The organism is Leptotrichia sp. oral taxon 417, assembly GCF_013394865.1.
Classification (GTDB): domain Bacteria; phylum Fusobacteriota; class Fusobacteriia; order Fusobacteriales; family Leptotrichiaceae; genus Leptotrichia; species Leptotrichia wadei_A.
The window spans coordinates 1747599-1768508 of record NZ_JABXYV010000001.1; the positions used below are offsets into that span (position 1 = coordinate 1747599).

20 protein-coding genes are annotated in these 20910 nt (G+C 29.5%); 1 reads left to right on the forward strand and 19 read right to left on the reverse strand.

The features are described 5' to 3' along the window. Positions 1-105: 105 nt before the first annotated feature. From HW276_RS11845 to HW276_RS08035, 4 genes are all read right to left on the reverse strand, one after another. The gene (locus tag HW276_RS11845; protein ID WP_255460413.1) at positions 106-468 is read right to left on the reverse strand and encodes a DUF333 domain-containing protein; all 363 of its coding nucleotides are present in this window, start codon (positions 466-468) and stop codon (positions 106-108) included. A 223-nt stretch (positions 469-691) separates the two neighbouring features. After that, positions 692-1921 carry a chloride channel protein gene (locus HW276_RS08025; RefSeq protein WP_178938080.1) on the reverse strand — a complete coding sequence of 410 codons (1230 nt, stop codon included), beginning with the start codon at positions 1919-1921 and terminating at the stop codon, positions 692-694. A gap of 214 nt (positions 1922-2135) precedes the next feature. After that, positions 2136-3080, reverse strand: a complete 945-nt coding sequence (locus HW276_RS08030) for a GNAT family N-acetyltransferase (protein ID WP_178938081.1) — start codon at positions 3078-3080, stop codon at positions 2136-2138. After that, the gene (locus tag HW276_RS08035) at positions 3061-3801 is read right to left on the reverse strand and encodes an MBL fold metallo-hydrolase (RefSeq protein WP_178938082.1); all 741 of its coding nucleotides are present in this window, start codon (positions 3799-3801) and stop codon (positions 3061-3063) included. The genes HW276_RS08030 and HW276_RS08035 overlap by 20 nt, the downstream gene beginning before the upstream one ends. A 601-nt stretch (positions 3802-4402) precedes the next feature. On the opposite strand from HW276_RS08035, the gene HW276_RS08040 reads away from it, so the two are divergent. Continuing rightward, on the forward strand, positions 4403-5266 hold the full coding sequence (locus HW276_RS08040) for a lysophospholipid acyltransferase family protein (RefSeq protein ID WP_178938083.1): 864 nt from the start codon (positions 4403-4405) through the stop codon (positions 5264-5266). Between the two features lie 219 nt (positions 5267-5485). Here HW276_RS08040 and HW276_RS08045 read toward each other — a convergent pair whose 3' ends face one another. The 15 genes from HW276_RS08045 to HW276_RS08120 form a co-directional block, all read right to left on the reverse strand. Then, positions 5486-6820 carry a radical SAM protein gene (locus tag HW276_RS08045; RefSeq protein WP_178938084.1) on the reverse strand — a complete coding sequence of 445 codons (1335 nt, stop codon included), beginning with the start codon at positions 6818-6820 and terminating at the stop codon, positions 5486-5488. A 27-nt stretch (positions 6821-6847) separates the two neighbouring features. After that, complete coding sequence (locus tag HW276_RS08050; RefSeq protein WP_178938085.1) at positions 6848-7825, reverse strand: hypothetical protein; 978 nt, start codon at positions 7823-7825, stop codon at positions 6848-6850. A gap of 8 nt (positions 7826-7833) precedes the next feature. Continuing rightward, entirely contained in the window at positions 7834-8337 is a 504-nt protein-coding gene (locus HW276_RS08055; protein WP_178938086.1) for a hypothetical protein, read from the reverse strand. 43 nt (positions 8338-8380) lie between these two features. Further along, positions 8381-9052, reverse strand: a complete 672-nt coding sequence (locus tag HW276_RS08060) for a hypothetical protein (protein ID WP_178938087.1) — start codon at positions 9050-9052, stop codon at positions 8381-8383. A gap of 12 nt (positions 9053-9064) precedes the next feature. Further along, positions 9065-9202, reverse strand: coding sequence for a hypothetical protein (locus HW276_RS08065; RefSeq protein WP_178938088.1), 138 nt, complete (start codon positions 9200-9202; stop codon positions 9065-9067). 198 nt (positions 9203-9400) lie between these two features. Next, positions 9401-9679 carry a PAAR-like protein gene (locus tag HW276_RS08070; RefSeq protein ID WP_178938089.1) on the reverse strand — a complete coding sequence of 93 codons (279 nt, stop codon included), beginning with the start codon at positions 9677-9679 and terminating at the stop codon, positions 9401-9403. 20 nt (positions 9680-9699) lie between these two features. Then, entirely contained in the window at positions 9700-10179 is a 480-nt protein-coding gene (locus HW276_RS08075; protein ID WP_370464646.1) for a toxin-antitoxin system YwqK family antitoxin, read from the reverse strand. A 40-nt stretch (positions 10180-10219) separates the two neighbouring features. Next, on the reverse strand, positions 10220-11236 hold the full coding sequence (locus tag HW276_RS08085; protein ID WP_255460414.1) for a contractile injection system protein, VgrG/Pvc8 family: 1017 nt from the start codon (positions 11234-11236) through the stop codon (positions 10220-10222). A gap of 91 nt (positions 11237-11327) precedes the next feature. Further along, on the reverse strand, positions 11328-12650 hold the full coding sequence (locus HW276_RS08090) for a radical SAM protein (RefSeq protein ID WP_178938090.1): 1323 nt from the start codon (positions 12648-12650) through the stop codon (positions 11328-11330). Further along, on the reverse strand, positions 12647-13951 hold the full coding sequence (locus HW276_RS08095; protein ID WP_178938091.1) for a B12-binding domain-containing radical SAM protein: 1305 nt from the start codon (positions 13949-13951) through the stop codon (positions 12647-12649). The genes HW276_RS08090 and HW276_RS08095 overlap by 4 nt, the downstream gene beginning before the upstream one ends. A gap of 331 nt (positions 13952-14282) precedes the next feature. After that, positions 14283-15605 (reverse strand): B12-binding domain-containing radical SAM protein, encoded by a 1323-nt coding sequence (locus HW276_RS08100; protein ID WP_178938092.1) that lies wholly within the window; start codon positions 15603-15605, stop codon positions 14283-14285. Continuing rightward, positions 15602-17530, reverse strand: a complete 1929-nt coding sequence (locus HW276_RS08105) for a GH3 auxin-responsive promoter family protein (RefSeq protein WP_178938093.1) — start codon at positions 17528-17530, stop codon at positions 15602-15604. Before HW276_RS08105 ends, HW276_RS08100 begins: the two co-directional genes overlap by 4 nt. Further along, positions 17514-18842, reverse strand: a complete 1329-nt coding sequence (locus HW276_RS08110) for a B12-binding domain-containing radical SAM protein (RefSeq protein ID WP_178938094.1) — start codon at positions 18840-18842, stop codon at positions 17514-17516. The genes HW276_RS08105 and HW276_RS08110 overlap by 17 nt, the downstream gene beginning before the upstream one ends. A 116-nt stretch (positions 18843-18958) precedes the next feature. Then, positions 18959-19693 carry a hypothetical protein gene (locus HW276_RS08115; protein ID WP_218975004.1) on the reverse strand — a complete coding sequence of 245 codons (735 nt, stop codon included), beginning with the start codon at positions 19691-19693 and terminating at the stop codon, positions 18959-18961. 465 nt (positions 19694-20158) lie between these two features. Next, the gene (locus tag HW276_RS08120) at positions 20159-20812 is read right to left on the reverse strand and encodes an MliC family protein (protein WP_178938095.1); all 654 of its coding nucleotides are present in this window, start codon (positions 20810-20812) and stop codon (positions 20159-20161) included. Positions 20813-20910: the final 98 nt, after the last annotated feature.

Here is a 20910-nt window from a genome sequence, read left to right on the forward strand (position 1 = left end):
TATACTAAAGATTTTACTATATAAAAAGTTTTTTTTCAACTTTTCTTTACAAAAAAATAACCATTGCTTATACAACAATGATTATTTACTTAGAAATTGATTTTCTTATTTTTTATTAATTTCAGGAACTCCCTTTTCCGTCAAATCATGATTTTTTCTATAAAATTCCCATTCATCAACTTCTTTACCATCCTTAAATTTACAAATTCCATATTCACTTCCATCTTTATCCTGTTTTATAATCGACTCGCCACCTTGTTCCACACAATAAACCGAAGCAGGATTAGCCATTCCAATCATTTTTTGTTCAGGAAAATCTTCATTTAAATCCTTATTTTCATTATTTTTAACAGAAACATTCTGATTTATTCCTACTGGTTTTGTCACCTTTCTACTTACATCCTTGCTATGTGCCTCCAACGACATCGATAATAATCCAACCAATAAAATTCCAAATACTTTTTTCATTTTTCCTCCTTATTATTTTACTTTTGTATTATTTATAGAAACCTGTAACCTTAATTTCTATAATTTTATCTTTTACAATTATCCATAAACAGTTATAACCTTAAAATTAATTTATCATTGTAGACGATTACGATTCCTATATTTTACAAGTATTATATAAAATTTATATATATTAATCTATATTTTTACCTTAATTCCATATTTTTATTTCATTATTTATCAATTACCCAATCTCTTCAAAATAATTTTTCTGCAATCCATAAGTCGATATTTTCCGATTAACCAAATAAGCAAAAATCACAATTATCACAAAAAATGGCAAATTATTAAATCCAAAAACTTCTCCGCCAATAAAAATCGGTGTTAATAAAGTATTTGTCGCACTTCCAAATACACTTATATAACCTGCAGCTGCAACAAATTCAATCGGCAGACCAAAGAAAATCGCTATCACAACACCCAAGGAAGCTCCAATTGAAAATAGTGGCGTCACTTCTCCACCTTGAAATCCAGCAGCCAATGTCAATGTTGTCAATAACAATTTTAATATCCAGTCATATCCAAAAATTTGTTTCCCTGAAAAACTGTTTTCAATTAAATTTGTTCCAAGCCCAGTATATCGACCTTCATGCAATAATAAAAGTATTATGCTAAGAAAAATTCCGATAATAAAAATTCGATAATATGGATTTTTAATTTTTTCTGCAGCAAATTTTTTCAAGAAACTTTGTAAATAAACAAATAAATTTCCAGCAATTCCAAAAATTATTCCTAAAATTGCAAATTTTATAAATGTCATTGGAGTTATTGACAAATTTGTATTTACAATGTGAGTAAACTTTTCCAGTCCTAAAAAAGATGAAGTCCAGCTAGCAGTAAATGCTGCAACAACTGCTGGAAGCAAAGCATATAGCTGCAAATTCCCCAATGCTAAAACTTCTAAACCAAAAAATAACGCTGCAATCGGTGTTTGAAACAATCCACCAAAACCTGCCGCCATTCCTGTTACCAAAAAGACTTTAGACTTATCAGGAAAATTAAAGTACTTATTAAATCTATGGGAAAGCGTCGCCCCTAGCTGCACAGCAACTCCTTCACGCCCAGCACTTCCTCCAAACAAATGCGTAATCCAAGTCGCAACCGTCACAATCGGAATAAGTCTCAAAGGAATTTCCTTTTCAGTCCCATGACCAACTTCAAAAATTAGTCCCATCCCCTTGCCAGTCTTCCCAGCAAATTTTTGATAAATAAAAACAATCAAAAGTCCTGCCAAAGCCAGAAAAGGCACAAAATAATACAAATATTCCTTCCGAATATCTCCAATTAAAAGCAATCCTCTTCCAAAAATCGTATCAATTATTCCAACGATAAGACCAATAATAATACCCGCTATTATCAATTTTAAATACAGAAAATACGAATGTTGATAGCTTTCTTTTATATTTTTTAACACTTAACTTCTCCTCTCTAAAATTTATTAACATCAAATTGTTTGTACTAGGCTCCATTTAAAATTATATTATTTAGTGACAAGAAATGTCAACTCCTTGTAAAGAAGTCCATAACCATCTCGCTATTTATACTTGAACTATTTAAAATCAAATTATTAAAAATTATATAAATTTATGGTTCAAGTAAAATAGTCATAACTTTTGGGTTCAATTATTCTACAAATTCCAAAATAAAATTTCAATATTTTCATTTCTAAAATTATTATCTCTTTCAACATTTTCAATTTTTTCATAAAAAACTTTATACATTTTGCTTTTATACTTAAAAACCTTCATTTTATCCAAATTCTTTTCCAAAAACGAGTTTTCATAACTTCCAATCATAAAAAAATCACAATTATAGCCTTTATTTTGAACAAATTTTACAGCTTTTCTAAATTCATTTTTATTTTTTTTCTCATCTGCATTTTTTCCCTTTAAAACAAAATCCGTATACAAAAAATTTGAAATTTTATTAATTTCAGGCATTTCTGGATATCCAAAAAAAGCTATTACTTTCCTAAATTTATACAAAAATTTATAAATTTTTTTGTAATCTTTCACAACATATTTTTTATTTGTCTTATTTTTCAGATGAATCTCAAAATTTCCATATTTCAAAATTTCTTCATCCTTTACTATTAAATCACCCTTTTTCACATTTTTCAAGCTAAAAAATACAATATTTTTATAAAACTCATAAATTGGCATACTTTTTCGCCTTTTTGTCAAAATTTTTTGTGCTATTTTATTTTCTTCCAAAATAGTCGTAACTATGTTTTTTACCCCAAGTTTTTTTGCTTCTGTTATCAGCATTTCATAAGCCTTGCCAAAATTAACTTTATTCCGATACTCTTTTTTTATTCTAAATGAATTTAAATATCCGATATTATTTTTGAAAATTGAACAAGCTCCAACACCCACAAGATAACCAGTTTTAACATCAATTCCTGCAACAATAATAGGTGTCTTTTCACTATCCTTTTGCAATGATTCAAATAAATTCGGCACTTTTTCATACGTTACCTGTACAAGCGACTCCATTTCTTCATCATTCAGAATATTTCTTATTTCATCACTGTAATCACTATTTTGAATAATTTTAAATTCTATTTTTTTCATCTTTCCCCAATCTTCTGATTAAATCCCGTATTATAACTTCTTTCCCAGTTGCAGGAAAAATTTTATCATATCCATTCAGAATAATATTTTTCCAATTTTCAATCAACTCTTCCTTATTCTCCCCAAATAACGGAATTAACGGAATTTTAAAACATAAATTCTGAACCAGATCTCCACAAAATAAATATTTCTTATTATTTTTTTCATCAAAAACTGCAACCGAAACCGAATCATCTGAATGTCCTTTTGTTTCAATAATTTCCATATTTCCAAAACCGTATTCTGAAAGTAAATTTTTTTTCTTTTGTAAAAAATCAATAAAAATCACCTTTTCCATATCAGTTTTCTCCAATTTTGGAAAGATATTTTTACTAAAATTCTTTTTACTTTTCAATTTTTTAGAAATTTTTTCTGTAAACGGATAAAATCCATTTGGAATAACACTTTTTCCTGTTGCTAATACATTTTCAGAATTTTTATGTGCAATAACCCTGACATCTCCAATTTCATCAACGAGCATTTTCAGATTTCCCACATGATCAGAATGAGAATGGCTTAGAACTATCACTTTTATCTTTTTTACATTTTCAATTTTCTGAATTATTTTCTTCAAAATTTTTTTCTTTTTCACATTTACTCCTGTATCCAGCAATAAATATTCATCATTTTTATTTTTAAATAAATACAAATTATTTAAACCAATTTTTATTTTTTCTATCATTTTTAGAAAGCTCCTTGATGTTTTAATGAAAAACCTGCCAGTCCAGTAGATAGAACTAACAGGCATAAGGTGGGAAGAACAATGGGAATTTACTTAATTATTTTTGACTGCTAAAAAATAAAAAAGCAGCGATTATAACTGCTAAAACAGTCAAATCCCAGTTCATCATTGAGACCACCTCCCAACATATCGAATATAACATCAAGGTTTGTGAAGCCTTGACAAATGATTATAACATAAAAAAAAGTCCCATTCAATAATGAACAAGACTTTTTTTTCACAATTTGTTACATTCAATCTGTTGGTTTTTGCTCAAAAATATTATAACACTTCTAAAGATAAATTTCAATACTAAAAAATTAATTTTTTTTATTTTCTGTGGTATAATTTAGTGAACTGCTCCTGCTTTTAGAAGCGGGAGTTTCTTGAGAAGTATCTGCTTTTATTAGCCAAATATATTTACCAAGCTCTTCGGGAAGTCCCTGCCCTGATGTGTTTTATTATAAATATCAAGCAAAAAAGCAATTCATCTCCCACTTATAGAATTCGAAGATTTCTTGCTATCTTTTTGTTAAATAGATTATATTTAAAGGAGCATTTTATGAAAACAACCATAGATTTTATAATATTCTCAATTTTTTATATTTTTATAAAAATCTTTAATTTTCTTTCACCCAAAATTAGGCTAAAAATATCTGAATTTATTGGTGTTTTGCTTTTTTATCTCATTCCAAAAGGAAGAAAATTGTCGTATCGTAACTTAAATTTGATTTTAAATGAGCAAAATAGTTTTAATTATTCAAAGAAAAAAATTAAGGAAATTGCAATAAAATCTTATAAAAATACTGCAAAGTCGTTTTTACTGCCCTTCTGGATTTATGAATATTTTGAAAATTTTTCACCAAAAATATATAATTCTGAATTACTGGAAAAATTAAAGAGTGAAAATGAACGGATTATTCTTGTTACTTCACATTTTGGATTTTTTCACGCCAGCCTTTTTCCAACGAGAAACGATACAATGTTTATTCCTATTAGAATTATTCCAAACAAATTTATTGAATCTTATATGGATAAAATCCGTTTTAAGGATAACATGACTTATTTTCCAGAACAAAATTACAAATCTTTTTTGAAAAATAAAAATTCAAAGGGCGTTTTTGTGCTTTTAAGTGACGTACGAAAACCAGATGGGGATAAAATAGCATTTTTTGACTTACCTACAACTAATTCAGGCTTTCCTGCCTATTTTTCCAAGAAAGAGAATATTCCAATTGTTATTATTCATAATGAAGTTGATGAGAATAATATTTGCCATATTTTTATAGACAAAATTATCCATCCTGAAAATTACAAAAATAGACACGAAATAATGAAATCTATTTTAGCTGAATATGAAAAAATTATCTTAAAACTGCCAGAACAATGGTTCTGGTTTCAGGACAGATGGCGGGATGGAATCTAATTTTTATTTTTTCTGTCCTTGATTTTCAATAGACTTGTTCGGAAACTTCTAAAATTTAATAAAACGAATATTCTTAAACAAGGGGTCTTGACCCCTTGTGGAAATAAAAAATTTAGGTTGTCGAACAGGTCTAATACATCTTTTAAAAACTTACTGAATCTGTTCAATAACATAAGGTTTTTTTATTCTCACAATACTTACGGCTTATTTTACTGAAAATTATTTTGGAGCTTCATCCAAGTTTTGTGCATACGGTAAATCATATTTCCCCATAACTTCTTTTTTCAAATTAAAGTTTTGTGCAAAAAATATTGCAAACATTCCCAAATCATGGCTTCGTTTTAACTGCATAAATCCTCTTTTAAGTATTGAACGCCATCCAAAAAAGCTTTTTCTTGCATTGGCACATTTTTTGGAAAGCTCATCGGGAGTCTGATCGCTTGGAAGAAAGGAAATTCGCCCATAAGGATAATTTTCATCCAGCCACCATTTTTCACTAAGAAGTCGTTTTTCTTCTCTTAATTTTCTATAAACGCCTGTTTTTGGGAATGGTACAAGATGGTTAAATGCCGCAAAATAAAATCCATGTTTTTTGGCAAATTTTACCGTTTCATCAAAAGTTTCCTTCGTGTCATTTCCATAACCGAATACAAAAGTAGCATAAATTCCGATTCCATAACTATGAATTTTTTCCGTCAGTTCATTTATTTCTCCAACGCCACTTCTCCATCCTTTCCCCATATCCTTTAAAATATTTGGATTCATCGACTCATACCCAATCAAAATCATTTTACATCCGCTTTTTTTCATCCAGTAAAGCAATTCATCATTTTTCGCAATGGTAATAGCCCCTTGCGTTACCCATTTTATATTTAACGGCTCAATTGCCTTGCAAATCTCAATCGCATGTTTATGATCCGCCACAAAATTATCATCAATAAAAAAAACATACTTCTTCCCAGAGTTTTTTATATCCTGCACAATTTCCTCAATAGGTCGTCTAAAATATTTTTTCTGATAATATGAATGAATTGCACAGAAATCACACCCAAAATTACATCCACGCCCTGTTTCAATCAGTGCAAGAGGTGAATATTTCCTGTCCTTGTAAATACTTCTGTCAGGCATTGCAAAAGAAGTAGTTACCCCATAATACCGTTTTTCCAACTTATTCTTGCTCAAATCATTCAACATCTTTGTCCACACGCTTTCCGCATTTCCCAAAATAATCGAATCAAAATGTTCCAGACACTCGTCAGGCTCTACAGTTGGATGATACCCCCCTGCAAGTACCTTTGTTCCTCTTTTCTGAAATTTTTTTGCTATTTCGTAAGCCCTTTTGGCAGTATAAGTTTCTACAGAAATCACAACCAAATCTGTATTTTCCTCATAATTTATAAACTCATTCCTGTCATCCATAAAATTCGTTTCAACATCCTCAGGAGTTAAAGATTTTAAAACTGCAATCATAAGTGGCTCCATATTTTTCCATGTTTTTATATATTTCTGCCCTTTTTTCTTCCCAATGGCAGGCAGTATAAATGTTATTTTCACTGTTTTTTCTCCTTTTACGATTTTTTATTATTCAGAATTTTTCATTCTTTTAAGAAAATATTTCTTTCTTAACTGTTGTGGCGTAAGTTTCTTTTCTTCTTCTTTTTCCTCCACCTTTTCCCCAGTTTCCTCTTCAACAGCAATTCCCAACATTTCTCCGAAAGCTTTTATAACCTCGTATCCTTCGATTATCTTGTCTTCCTCAAATTTCACACAATAATTATCATGTTCAACAGCCAATTTTATCACATTAAATGTTCTCAATTTTTCAGCTTCATCAAAAAGTTTCACTCTTTCTAAAAACTCTTCTTTTGGAAATATTATTTTATCATCTTTTCTTAAAAGAGGGAGCAGCCAGTCACGAATGCTGTCGTAGGTTTGTTCTATTGGTTTTTTAAGATTTAATGTTTCTTCTTCAGAATTTATAATCTCTAATTTCTTATTTACTGTTCTTTCTGTATCAAAAATGTAAATTCCTGTCCAAGGGACTCCATTTTTATCAAATATTTTTTCAATTTCATTTATAAATTTTTCGTTTACCCGATAGTTTCTTTTAGTTTCTTCCTCTTCAACTTCATCTTGTAAATTATTTATACTTATCGAATCTCCATATTTTCTCAACAAACTTTCATATTCTCCTATAGGGTATATTGAAGGTTCATACATATAATCCATTTCTCTATATCTATATCTTTCAGCTATTATGCTACAAAATTCCTTTATTGTTAAATTTTTGTATTCTGGATTATCTTCTAAATTAACTATAAGAGTTAATTTATTTTCTTCATAACCACCAACAGTTTCTATCATTTTACATTTTAATAACCTATAAATTATCTCAACATAAAATAACCAATATTCCTTTATATTTTTCGATCGAAAACTTAAAAAAAAGGATATTGAATAACTCTCAAAGCAATATTTTTTATCTGAAAGTTTATGATAATTATCAGTACAAAAAAGACTTGATAATTTTTGAAATTCTATTTTTTCCCACTTTTTCATTTTACCTCCTATTTCTGTTCAAATTTAAATTTTTTAAATACACCATTATCATTTAAATCTACTGAAGAAGCATTATCTGAAGTTCTGCCACTTGCCCAACCTGATGGTCTATAAGTAACTGTTCTTCCCTTTTCACTAGCAATCCAACAATTATAACAAATTTTTCCATTAATTTTTATTTTATTTCCTCTCATCCACTCTTCCATTGTCGGTTTCCTACCGAGTAACCTAATTGCAAAATCTTTAGCAGCGTTCCGAGAATTTATGGAACGTGATATCTCTGTCACTGGATTTTCAGGCAAATTCCCTCTATTAATCTCATTTACTGCACGTATATTTTTATATTTTGTCTCTATATCCAATTCAATTTTTTCAAATTGTTTTTTAAAGTAATAACCTTCTTCTCGCTCATTTATTTTCTTATGAAGTTCTACATTTATATTTCTTTTTTTATTTGTTTCAACTGTTTCAAGAACTTCTTTGTTGATTTTTTCAAATTCTTTATTATTCATTTTACTTCCAGAGGATTTTTTATCGTTAGATACATACCCTTCTTTAGAATTTGATAAATTTTTTTCCTTCAGTAGGGAAATCATTAATATAAGCAGAGGCTACTATACCTTCTTGTGCTTTTTTTAATGTATAATAAAATGGAGCTGTTGTAAAAAAATCGGTATACTCATTAGGATAGTTATATTTTAACCGTTCATATTCATATAATGAAGTAAGTGTGCTTGCTTGTCTTCCTACAAAACTTTTTTCAAATTTTATTCCATTTTTATTGTATTTTTTTATTAAATTTTGATTTTTTATTTTGTTTAAGTTATTTCCATAATCATTAACTATTAAAATAGTATTTCCATTTTTATCTTTCTTACTTCCAACAAGTTCAACATCTAACTCATTAAGCCAAAAACTATCAAATTTTTTATCAAAAACAGTAATATTTTTTACTCGTTTTATATCATTCAATACTTTATGTTCACGTTCTTCTCTTTCTATCCTTTTATTATTCCAATTCTCTTTTGTCTTGTTCAGTTCTGATTGACTAATGTTTCTTTTTTTGTAATAATCAGCAGAATTTTCATATACATTTCCTTTTATTGGAAAATCTATATCTCTGACACCTCTATATACGGAATTTGATTGTATTTGTTCATACTCATAAACTTTATTTCTTTCATGAAAAAATACTCCATTTTTGTTATAATTTTCAATATCATGCAATATATTTTTATTTTATTCGCTCATATAAATATTATTCTTCGCTTGTCCTCTTATTACAATATCGAGTGTAGGAACTTGATTCCCTCTTTTAAAATTAAAATCTTCTACAACTATTTTTTCTCCATATTTTTTTGATAAATACTCTCCCATTTCTTTCTTTTTTGTTTCACTGGTTCCTGTTTTTCCAGTTATTTTGAATAACTCTTCTGAATCCTTAGCTATCTGTTCTGACGATAAATATTGTCCTGAATGTTCTATCCTTATTATTCCACCATTTCTACATCTTGCAAAAGAATTTGTTGTTAAACATTCATTTTCACCACTAAAAGTATTTGTGGAATAATTTCCCTAATCACCTTCTATCATCAGCTCACATTCTCCTATAAAAGTGCAACTTGGAAAAGGGACTATATTTCTTATTGGTTCTTTATCTTTTTTGGTAGCAATTAACTTATTTTTCATATAAAATTTATTTCGACTTGTTACTTGCAAAACAGTTTTTTGCCCTGGACACCCATTACATACTAATTCAGCACCATCTACAACGAATTGAAATTCTGAAGATTCTATCAGAGATAATCCTATTGCTTCGGATTGTTTTAAAATCAAAGTTGCTATTGAATCCATTCAGAGCTTCCTTTAACTTTTTATTTTATTTCTCTATTATTTACATATTGCCTTTTTATAATTTCCTTTCCTTGTTTATCATAATAAATTTCATCACCATTTTTCATATTATCATGCATAAAACATTTATAAACTAAAACGTTATACTTATTATATTGTTTATAATCTCCAAAGAATTTATTATCTACAACAGGACATTCACACATTAATTCTCCTGTTTCATAAAATTTTTTCCATATGCCATTTATCTGTTTATCTAGATAATAAGAAGTTTCTATTTTAATGTTTCCATTTTTAAAATATGATTGCCATATACCCTCTTTCTTATCATATTTAAAATTCCCTTTTTCCTTTATTTCTCCAGTTTCATAATAATACATAAAAATACCATTCAATTCTCCAAATTTACAATTTTCTATCTTTTCAATATTTCCATTTTCATAATAATGTTTCCATTCTCCTGATTTTAATCCTTTTTCTATCTGTTCTTCTGCTCTAATCTTATCACTCTTCCAACACTTATGCTAAATTCCTCGCTGTCTAAAGTAAAATTATACATCGGTTTCCCATTATTCGCCCCACTTTGACTATTCCCAAAGTAAAATTCCTTTTATCAGGATTTGTAAATCTACCATTTTCATCATTATTAACTGCTCCTCTTATCTTTTCGTGCGGTATTGGATCTACAAAGTAGTCTGTCTGTTTTCCTAGCGTATATTCACATTTTAAGGTGTTTCCTTCATTGTATATTTTACTTTCAATAACAAAATAGTCATTTTCAACATCTTCTCCTGATGCCCTGTTTCTAGTTTTCAATTTTATCGGTGTTGAAACGGCATATACTTCTGTTCCTGTTATTTTGTACATTGTTCTTTTATTCCGCTTGCTTTTTACATATTGGGAATATGTCGTGTTTGGTGTCTGTGTTACCTGATTTTTCAAAAATCCGACTAAAACCTTGTCATAGTAAGGTATTATTGGAGAGCCAGTGTATGAAGCTAGCCTTTTTAAATATTCCCAGTCTGTTTCGTTGTACTGGATTGTCATTCTTGGTACTTCTTTCATATCTTCCCCAACACTTATTATTCTTTCTCCATTTGCCCCATAATTTTTATTAATCTCTTCAACTATTGCCGAATAAGTCAGTGCAGGATCCTGAAATGAACGGTATCTTGGTATTCTGTCAAGAAGAACGCTTTTGGAAATGCAGGTAATTTCAACTACCAAAGAACCTGTTTTAATTTCAGAAAGTTTAATATCATCAATTATTCCATTTAAAAATATTTTATCATTTGAAACTCCGTTTTCATTTGAAATATTGCTTCTTCCAGAAATAATAATTTTAATATCCTCATCCTTGTCTATTGCAGCATCATAAATATTTATCTGCTGTAAAGAGGCTATGTACCTTATTTTTCCAACAGTATGCTCCCCAATTTTTGAATCTATTTTTAAAGTCATATCCCTCCACAATATTTGCTGTCCATCTATTTCTATTTTTATTCTTTCTGCCGAAAAAAATTTCACTAGTTCCTGATTTTGTAAGATACTGTTCATTTCATATCACTTTTTTCTCTTTAAAATTTTATTTTTATCTCCCTGTAATTTTTTTTTAAAATAAATAAAACTGTTCATATTCAAAAGCTATTTACTTCTCAAATTTTATCTTCCCATACTTCCTAAATTTCCGTGCATGCTGTCTTGAAAATACTTCCAGAATGAATTTCAGCCCTTTATTCCTAGAAGTTTTCACTCTTCTTAAAATTCGCTTGAAAGTGAAAGTGTCAAGCCACAATTTATAAAATTCCTTTTGCAATGTGTCGTAGCTCATATTTTTAGGCTTGAATACGACTGTTTCAGTATCGTAGTAATACCAGTCCTCTGTAAGCAATCTTCCTTCTTCTTTTAACTGATTAAAAAAAGGTGTTCCTGGATACGGAGTGATTATGTTATATCTTGGCACATCTACCCCAATTTCCTCAATAATATCAGGAATTTGGCGAATTGACTCCACTGTGTCAGTTTCCATTCCTATCATAAGTGTGGAAAGGACTGATATTCCATAAGACTGGATCGTTTTTACGAGTTTTTTGTATTCTGCGACATTGTTAAATTTTTTATTTACTCCATCAAGATTTTCCTGAACAAAACTTTCCAAGCCAATAACCAAGCCTATACAGCCAGACTCTTTCATTAACTGCAGAATTTTTTTATCATTACCGATATTTATTGTTGCAGAAGCAGTCCATTTTATTTTTAATTTCTTCAATTCTTCCATTAGCTGAATGGCGTAATTTCTGTTGCCTAAAAAGTTTGGATCAAGAAATATCCATTTTTTAGGCTTATTCGTTTTTATTTCATTTATCACGTACTCTATGCTTTTTATCTGATTTTTTCCAGAATATATCTTTGTGATGGAACAATAAGAGCATTTATTGGGACAGCCGTTGTTTGCGACAATTGTGCCATAATTTTTAAAATATTTTTTATTTTTCAAAAGTTTTCGGTTTAATGGCTTCGGTTCATAATCATTTCCAACGAGGTTAAAATATTCTCTTTTTGGAGTTCCATTTGTAAAATCTTCAAGAAACATCGGAAATGAAATTTCAGCAGCTCCTGTAATTACTGTATCAAAATATTGTAACGCCTCTTCTTTCAAAGCAGTCGCATAATGCCCGCCAATTAATGTATGCGCTCCTTTACTTTTCCAAAACTTGGCAATCTCTTTTGCCCTTTTCGATCCTGAAATTACCGAAGAAATACAAATTAAGTCAAATTTTTCATTTTCATATTTTTTAGAAGTAGCATCCCATTTTTCCACACCTTCATCCACAATAACAACATCAGCATTATACTTTCTGTCAATTAGTGATTCCAGCGTTATTAACGTAATTTGCGGATAATATTTTCTTTTGTGAATCGAATTGTATTTGTAAATGTTATCCTTTGCTAAAACAAGCATTATTCTCATAATTTTATTCCTTTTTTGTTATAAACTTCTTTTCGGTTGATATAATTCACAGCAAGAAATACAAGGGCATGTTTAAAATTGGCAGCACCGTCAAACAGCCTTTTCCAGATACTCGAATGTCTATTATATTCCACCTTGCATTTCAAAATTCCAGCCTCAAATTCCTCAATCGTCATATTATATGGCTCAAAGCATGCTTTCCCATAACGAAAGTTCTCATCCAGCCACCATCGTTCATAAAGCAACCGACCTTCTTTTTTTAATCTTTCATAAAAAGGAGTTCCTGGTATCGGCAATGCTGGATTAAAGCCTGCAAGAAAAAATTTATGCTTTTTAGAAAATTCCAAAATTTCATCAAAACAGTTTTTATCATCATAATCATACCCAATCACATAGCTTGCATGCACAAGTATTCTATATTTTTTATAGATATTAATGATTTTTTCATAGTCAAACTCATAATTTGCAACCTTTTTCATTTTCTTAATATTTTTTATATTTATATTCTCAAATCCCAGAAGCATTTCAATGCACCCTGCTTCTGACATCAATTTTATCAATTTCTCATCTCTTGCAATATCGATGCTGCCTTGACAAGCCCATTTTATTTTCAGTTTTTTCAATTCTTCAAACAGCTGCAAAGCCTTTTTCTTATTTGCAAAAATATTATCATCCACAAAATAAACAATTTTCGCCCTTTTATTCGTTCTAAAAATTTCCTTTACCTCATTTATCACGTTCTCAACATCCCTATGTTGAAAATCTCCTTTGTGAACTGCCCCAATCGTGCAAAATTCACATTGGTGCATACAGCCTCGCCCAAACTGAACTGGCACGACAAAAGAATATTTTTTCCCCTTGTAAATGCTCCTATCATAAACAACATTATTAATATCTGGTAATTTTCTACATTCATACCTCTTTTTCGGCACCCCGTTTTCCAAATCGTTCAAAAATTCATTCCAAGTAACTTCTCCACTTCCCACACAAACTGTATCTGCATGTTCCTGCACTTCATCAGGCATAAGCGAAGCGTGATACCCTCCGATCATCACATAAACTCCACGTTCCCTATAATTTTTTGCTAATTCATAAGCCCGTCTAGCCGTCATTGTAAACGTAGAAATTACAACCAAATCAACCTCAAGATCCATCGGAATATCCTCAATCCTATCATCAAAAAGCATAAGCTCATGTCGAGTCTTATCCGTAAGCCCCGAAAGCACCGCAAAAGCAAGTGGCTCTATCGCATCATTGGAACGTTTCCCTCCCATATTTGGACGTAAAAAAGCTATTTTCATTTTTCTTCTCCTTATCAATAATTTATTATCTTAAACATTATAATTAAATTTAAAATCTTATTTATATAAAGTTTTTTAACAGTATCATAATTGGTATATATTGAATTAAAATGTCGTGATTTTTTGGAAATAAAAATTACTGTCTGAGCGAAGCGAGTTTAATTTTTGTTTTCAAAAAATGCTTAGACAAGCCGGGTTTGCAAAGGGGATGGCGACTGTTCCCCTTTGCTTTATATAAAAAAAGACATAAATATAAATGAAAAAACTATTATTAATCAAAATTTCTTAATAAAAAAATAATTTATATAATTGTTTATTTAAAGTTAACTAATTAATCTACATTTGGAATATCAGAATTATCTGTCATTTTTTCAAAAGTAAATTCCTCCAGTTTATCGGCATAATGCCTATACCCCAAGTTAGTATTAAGCATAATTGGTGCAATAACGCTGAATCTTGCGATTCTTTTAAAAATCGAGCTTACTTTATAAGTTTCCCTCCAAGCGTAAATTCCGCCTTCCTGCAGTTCCTGCGCTGTCATTTTTTTTGGATGGAATACAGCGTGCTGAACATCGTACATTGTCCAGTTTTTTTCAAAGATTCTGCCTTGCTTTTCCAAATCATTATAAAGTTTTGTTTTAGGAAATGGAGTTAATATAGAGTATCTTGGCAAGTCAACTTTCATTTTTATTACTTCCTCCACAGTTCGCTTGAATATATCCTTATCATCGCCATCTGCTCCGAATGTAAAAGTTCCGTTTACAGCAATGTCATAATGATGCAGCTTTTTCATAAGCAAATGATAATCAGCCATAACATTTACCCCTTTATTCATAGCCCGCAGCGATTCCTTCGAGACAGCTTCAAATCCAATAAGCAAGCCTTTACAGCCACTTTTTGCCATTAGCTTTATCATTTCATCATCATGAACAAGGTTGGAAGTTGCCAGCCCAAACCACCATTTTTTTAGAGGTGTCAATTCAATAAACAGTTTTTTAGCATAATTTTTGTCAGCAATTAAATTTAAGTCTATAAACAAAACTTCTTTTTTCTTAAAAGTCTCAATTTCTGCAATAATTTCATTAATCGGTCTTTTTAAAAATGTTGGATATAAAGCCTTCCCAACACAGAATGAACAGTCAAAAGAGCAGCCTTTAGTTGCCTCAATGCTGTTTATCGAAACATATCTTTCCTTTTTCAGAAGTTCCCTTTTTGGTAATTTTAAATTTTCTAGGCTATTTTCCTTCTGGACATAAAATTTCTTTAAACTGTTATTTCTCGCATCTTCCATTATTTCCGTAAAAAGCCATTCAGAACGCCCAATTACAACAGAATCACAATGTTGTATCGCTTCTTCTGGACAAAGTGTCGGATGCGGTCCACCTAAAATAACCTTTTTTCCTTTGCTTTTAAAGTATCTTGCATATTTATACACTCTTTCCGAGGTTCCCGTAATCGAAGTCATAACCACAATATCCGCATCCAGTTCAAGCGGTATTTTTTCAATCGTTTCATCATAAATTACAACTTCAATATCTTCTGGAATATATGCCGCAAGTGTCGATAATGTGAGCGGTGCATAGTGAATCGCCTTCTTAAATGTTCCATTAAATCTGTACATTGCCCCTGCTGGTGCCAGTAATGCCACTTTCATTCTCCAAATCCTCCTAAAAATTTATTTTCCCAGCCAAAATTTTTATCCAGTATTCGATATTTTATATCTCCTATTTTCTGCCTTTTTGATTTTTCAGCTGTATATGTTTTTAATCCATCCTTTTCTATTAAAAATATTCTTACTTTCCCTAATTGCCCCAATTTATATGCATATTCATAATGAAATGCCTGACACAGTTTTTCATTAAGTTTATTTTCAAATTTTATTTTATTTTCCAGCTTTTCAAAATCCAGTTTCTTATTTTTATTCTTTATTTCTAAAAATAATGTATAACTTATTTTTCCATTTTCATTTTTTACTGGTGAAAATAGCAAAAATTCCTCTTTAATATTATTTTCCTTCAACAAATTTAAAACTTGCTTTTCAACAAACGAATTTTCCAACTTTTCCCCAACAATATCAGAAAAATTATTCATTCTTCCAACAAATTTCACAACAGGAATTTTATGATAAAATCCTGTAACTTTCACAATATCATTCGTATTATATCTGTAAAGCCCAGCATTTGTAGTAACAACAATGCAATAACGCTCTCCCCTCTCCAATTCATCCAAAAGTTTTGGACTGCTGTTTTCTAACTCATCACCAGAAACTTGAATAAATTCATAAAAAAACGAGTTATAGGCAACAACACTCCCATTTTCCACATTTTCCAGCGGAAAACTTACAATGCATTCTGTTGACATAAGCCCTTTTCCTTGAAATTTCAAATCCATGTTTTTTTTATCAAAATTCAATTTCTCCTTCAATTTTATAAAAATTTCATAGGAATCACTATCTGCCCAGCAACTCACAAGCGAAAGTTTCTCCCAAATCACAGAGTAATCCACAAAATTTTCCATAATTTTATTTTCCATTTTATTTTTTAACTTTTTATTTTGGGAATCTATTTTTTCATTTACTATTTTTCCAACATTTTGTTTAATTCCACTATTTTGATTTAAAGTATTATTTTCACTTCTTTCAAAATAATTTATCAAAAATTCACTTCTGCTTTTTTTCCACAATTTTTTGTATTTTTTCTTAATAATCTGAAAATACTTTTTACTTCCTAAATTTTTCTCAACAAAAAATTCAGCACTCAAATCCTCACTTTTTAAAATTTTGCAAATCGCTTTATGATTTTTTTCAATAAAATCAAGCAAAATCATAAGAAACGATGGACTCCATACCGAAATCATCGCAAGATTTTCTGATAAAAGCAGAAATACTGCTGTAATTAGCAAAAAATCCTCCATATTTTGGGTATTTTTTATTTCTTTTGGAACTGTAAACAGTTTATTTAAAAAAAATGCAGAAATTTTATCAAAATACGAAGTATCATCTTCGATTCCCACATGGATTCCTCCGCTAGTTACAGCTTCTCGCTTTAAAATTGGAGAAACAGACCAGTAGGAACTTCCAAGAAAAAGATTTTTATTATTTTTATACAAGTCATAGATCCATGAAAAAACTCCGTTCATATAACTTTTCAAAAAATTTTCTGTATACGGAATATATTTGACATCAGACGTACTTCCGCTCGTAAGTTCAAACAGCTTAATTTTATCACTCAAAAGAACATTACTTTCCCCACTTTTCTCTCTTTCCACAAACTCCTTAACATTCTCATAATTCACAATCGGAATTTTATTCTGAAACTTTTCTATTAATTCTTTTTCATTTTCTGCACTTAAAATTTGCTTTTCTGTTTCAAAAGTTTTTAAATATTCTGTATTTTTATTAGTTTTCAATATTTCCAAAAGTATTTTTACTTGTGTTTCCCGAATTTTACTTTTACTTTTTATATTGAAAACAAAATCTTTGTAGGATTTTTTACAAAAAAATATGAATAATCTGTTTAAAATCACATATTTTAAATTTTTTACTTCATAAAATTTACTTTTTTTACCGAATTTTTTCATCTAAATTATCTCCAATTGGCAAATCCTGAAATTTTTTTATAACAGCCTTCTGCCCAAAGCTCAAAAACAGATACATAATGGAAAATGGTATATTTTTTGTCCTTTTTAACACATCAAAAGTTCTTCCCAAAATATTTTTTACAGAATGATATGCATATCTTACTGCAATACACCTGTCACGAAACTCATTTGTAGAAATATCATAAGGCTCAAAAAATAAATACGAATATTTTTGCGGCTCCAGCCACCACTTTTTGTATAAAAGCCTTCCTTCCTTTTCCATTTTAAAATAAAGTTCAGTATTTGGAAAAGGTACAAGATAGTTAAACTGGACAAATTCCAGATGGTTTTTTTGTGCAAATTTTACAGTATCTTCAAACGTAGTGCCGATTTTTTCCTCAAACCCAAAAACGAATGTGGCATAAATTCCAATATTGTATTTATGTATAATCCGTGTTGATTCCTCAATATCTCCCAGCTTGTAGCTCCATTCCTTTTTCATATTGTCAAGAGCCTCTTTATTTATCGACTCATATCCGATTAAAATAAAAAGACATCCACTGTCTCTCATAGCCGCAAGCAATTTCTCATTTTTTGCCATCGTTATTGCCCCTTGCGAAATCCATTTTTTCTTTAACGGCTTTATCTTCTCACAAAGCTCCAATGCATATTTAGGATCTGCAACAAAGTTATCATCAGCAAAAAATATATATTTTGACTTTATATGCTTCAATTCCTCAATTACACTATCAACGGGCCTTTTAGCATACCGTTTCTTATTAACTGCCGAAATTGCACAAAATTCACAGTGATGAGGACATCCACGTCCAGTTTCTACAACTGAAATTAAATATTTTTTCTTAAAGATACTTCTGTCTGGTATTAAAAACTTATTGCTAAGTCCACCAATATACAGTTTCTTTTCTGTCCCATTCCTATAATCCTCAATAATTTTCCCCCAAATATCATCAGCATATCCTGTAACTACAGAATCTGCATGCTTCATAGCCTCATCTGGCACAAGCGAAGCATGTGTCCCCCCAATAATAACCTTCTTTCCTTTTTCCCTAAATCTTTTAGCAATCTCATATCCGTGCCGTGCCGTATAAGTCTCCAAAGTAATTACAACAACATCCGCATCATTATCATAGTCTATCGCCTCAACTCTTTCATCAATCAGCTCACATTCAATATCATAAGGAGTCAATGCCCGCAAGTAAGCAAACGTAAGCGGCTCAAACGTCCTCAGCTGAAAAATATACTTCTGTCCCTTTTTCTTTCCAAATCCAGGATAAATAAACAACATCTTCATAAAATTCACCTTTTTTTATTTATTTAACTTCCAATATTTTAACACACAAATCATTGAATTTTATTTTTTTTTAAAGTAAATTTTACTTTTCAAATCAAACTATTTAGTTTTAAAAATTAAAAGATTTCCTTCAAAACCCGTTTTCCCAAATTTGTCAAATTTTCAAAAGAAATTTCTGCAAGGCATACCAGTTCATCACCTTTCTGATAACTAGGATTTTTCTCTAAAAAAAACTGCACATTTTTATTTTTTAACTGCTTTTCCGAAAGTACAACGACATTTTCCCGTAAAAAATCATTTGTTCCATCATTTTTTACAATTCCATTTTCCTTATTATATCTATTTCCGTATATTTTTTCAGCATAAATATCTTTTATTTTTTTCTCCATCTCATTTTCAGTATAATCCGCCTTAGGAGAAAATTTTTTAAAATATGTTGGAAGATACATATATGTCTTTATCCCTTTAGAAATCAGAAACCAGTAAGTTTTTAGCCCATTTTTCATATTTTTTTCACTTTCCAGAAGGCAATATTTTATCCATTCTTTCTGAAATTCGATTCCCCAAGAAAATCCCTTTTCGATAATTGTATCCCCAGAAAAAAAACCGACTATTTTTTCATTAACAGTATCTTTTTCATTCTCAATATTTAACTCCATTTTTTTTATTGTAGAAAACCCCTTTAATTCATCATTTTCAAATAACAAAAAAACATTATTTTTATCATACAAATCTTTTAAAAATTTATCTTTTTTCATATTTTCATAATGATTTTTCATAAGTAAAAACATACTTTCCACAATTTTTTCATCATCTTTTATATCCAATACAGAAAAAATTTTACATTTCATTATTATAAACTCCTTTTTCTTTACAGTAAAACCAAAATAATTTTATTCAAACTTCGGATTCACCGTATTTGTTAATTTAATTTTTACAAAATTTTTAAATCCTTTTTTAGCTTTTTCTATATCTGCTTCTTCTCAATTTTCTTTTATATTTTTATTAAAAATGCTGAATCCAAATCTCTTTGTATTCTATTTTCCACTATTTATATCCATCTTTTAAAAAGTTTTATTTTACTACTTTTATGATACCATGTACATTTAGCTATTTCAAGTTTTTGGTAAACAAAAAATATGCCATTCATCTCATGACTAAAGTCACAAGTATCCTGGCATAATCAATAAAATTACATAAATAGCTTTTTTATATTAAATTTTTTCAATAATTAGAATTTTTTACAAGAAGATAAAATTCTTTGCTTTAAAATTTTTATTTTTCAAATTTTAAATACAATTTTCTAAACGAATCTATTATTCTTCAATAGAACCGTGACCAGTACTTTTCAAAGTACAGCTTTTGTCTTTTCCATTTTCTGTGTAAATAGCATCGTTTCCTTTCATGTGAATTGAAATATTTCCATCAGAATACTTTTCTCCACTTGCAGCCACTGCAGAATTTAAATTATAGATGCTTCCGTAACCATCAGCTAATTTTACTTTATCTGTTGAAAGATTTTCTACTGTTATATCTTGGTAACCGTCACAGCTAAATTTTCTTAATAAATTTCCACTTGCAGTTTTATTTGAGTTTCCGCTATTTGAATTTGAATCGCTTGTTAAATTACAGCTTTCATCATTTCCACTTGCTGTAAATACAGCATCATTTCCTTTTATTTGAATAGAAACTCCGTTACCTGAATATAACTCTCCACTAGCAGATCTTGTCAATTTTAAATTGTAAACTTTTCCGCTGTCATCTGTCAATCTAACTTTATTTGTTGAAAGATTTTCTACTGTTACGTTTCTGCTGCTGCAGCTAAACTTTCTTGTTAAATTTTTAGAAGTTACTGCTGTTTTATTTGCAGCTTTTTTTCTAGAAGTTTTTGATACAGCTGAATAACCAATAGAACCGATAGCCAATACTCCAATTAAAGTTGCTAGAATCATTTTTTTTGTAGATCTCATAATAATCACTCTCTCTTTTCTTCAATCTTTTATATTTATTTTTTGAAATTTTTGATCTTTTTCATCTCTCAAATTTCAATATGAGTATACTACAGATT

Bases quoted from the DNA above. Each gene is read 5' to 3' on its own strand.
- HW276_RS08035 (WP_178938082.1), bottom strand. From the start codon at position 3,801: ATGATAGAAAAAATAAAAATTGGTTTAAATAATTTGTATTTATTTAAA.
- HW276_RS08040 (WP_178938083.1), top strand. From the start codon at position 4,403: ATGAAAACAACCATAGATTTTATAATATTCTCAATTTTTTATATTTTT.
- HW276_RS08095 (WP_178938091.1), bottom strand. From the start codon at position 13,951: ATGAAAATAGCTTTTTTACGTCCAAATATGGGAGGGAAACGTTCCAAT.
- HW276_RS08030 (WP_178938081.1), bottom strand. From the start codon at position 3,080: ATGAAAAAAATAGAATTTAAAATTATTCAAAATAGTGATTACAGTGAT.
- HW276_RS08065 (WP_178938088.1), bottom strand. From the start codon at position 9,202: ATGGGAGAGTATTTATCAAAAAAATATGGAGAAAAAATAGTTGTAGAA.
- HW276_RS08110 (WP_178938094.1), bottom strand. From the start codon at position 18,842: ATGAAGATGTTGTTTATTTATCCTGGATTTGGAAAGAAAAAGGGACAG.
- HW276_RS08105 (WP_178938093.1), bottom strand. From the start codon at position 17,530: ATGAAAAAATTCGGTAAAAAAAGTAAATTTTATGAAGTAAAAAATTTA.
- HW276_RS08050 (WP_178938085.1), bottom strand. From the start codon at position 7,825: ATGAAAAAGTGGGAAAAAATAGAATTTCAAAAATTATCAAGTCTTTTT.
- HW276_RS08070 (WP_178938089.1), bottom strand. From the start codon at position 9,679: ATGGATTCAATAGCAACTTTGATTTTAAAACAATCCGAAGCAATAGGA.
- HW276_RS08090 (WP_178938090.1), bottom strand. From the start codon at position 12,650: ATGAGAATAATGCTTGTTTTAGCAAAGGATAACATTTACAAATACAAT.
- HW276_RS08115 (WP_218975004.1), bottom strand. From the start codon at position 19,693: ATGAAATGTAAAATTTTTTCTGTATTGGATATAAAAGATGATGAAAAA.
- HW276_RS11845 (WP_255460413.1), bottom strand. From the start codon at position 468: ATGAAAAAAGTATTTGGAATTTTATTGGTTGGATTATTATCGATGTCG.
- HW276_RS08055 (WP_178938086.1), bottom strand. From the start codon at position 8,337: ATGAATAATAAAGAATTTGAAAAAATCAACAAAGAAGTTCTTGAAACA.
- HW276_RS08085 (WP_255460414.1), bottom strand. From the start codon at position 11,236: ATGAACAGTATCTTACAAAATCAGGAACTAGTGAAATTTTTTTCGGCA.
- HW276_RS08100 (WP_178938092.1), bottom strand. From the start codon at position 15,605: ATGAAAGTGGCATTACTGGCACCAGCAGGGGCAATGTACAGATTTAAT.
- HW276_RS08120 (WP_178938095.1), bottom strand. From the start codon at position 20,812: ATGAGATCTACAAAAAAAATGATTCTAGCAACTTTAATTGGAGTATTG.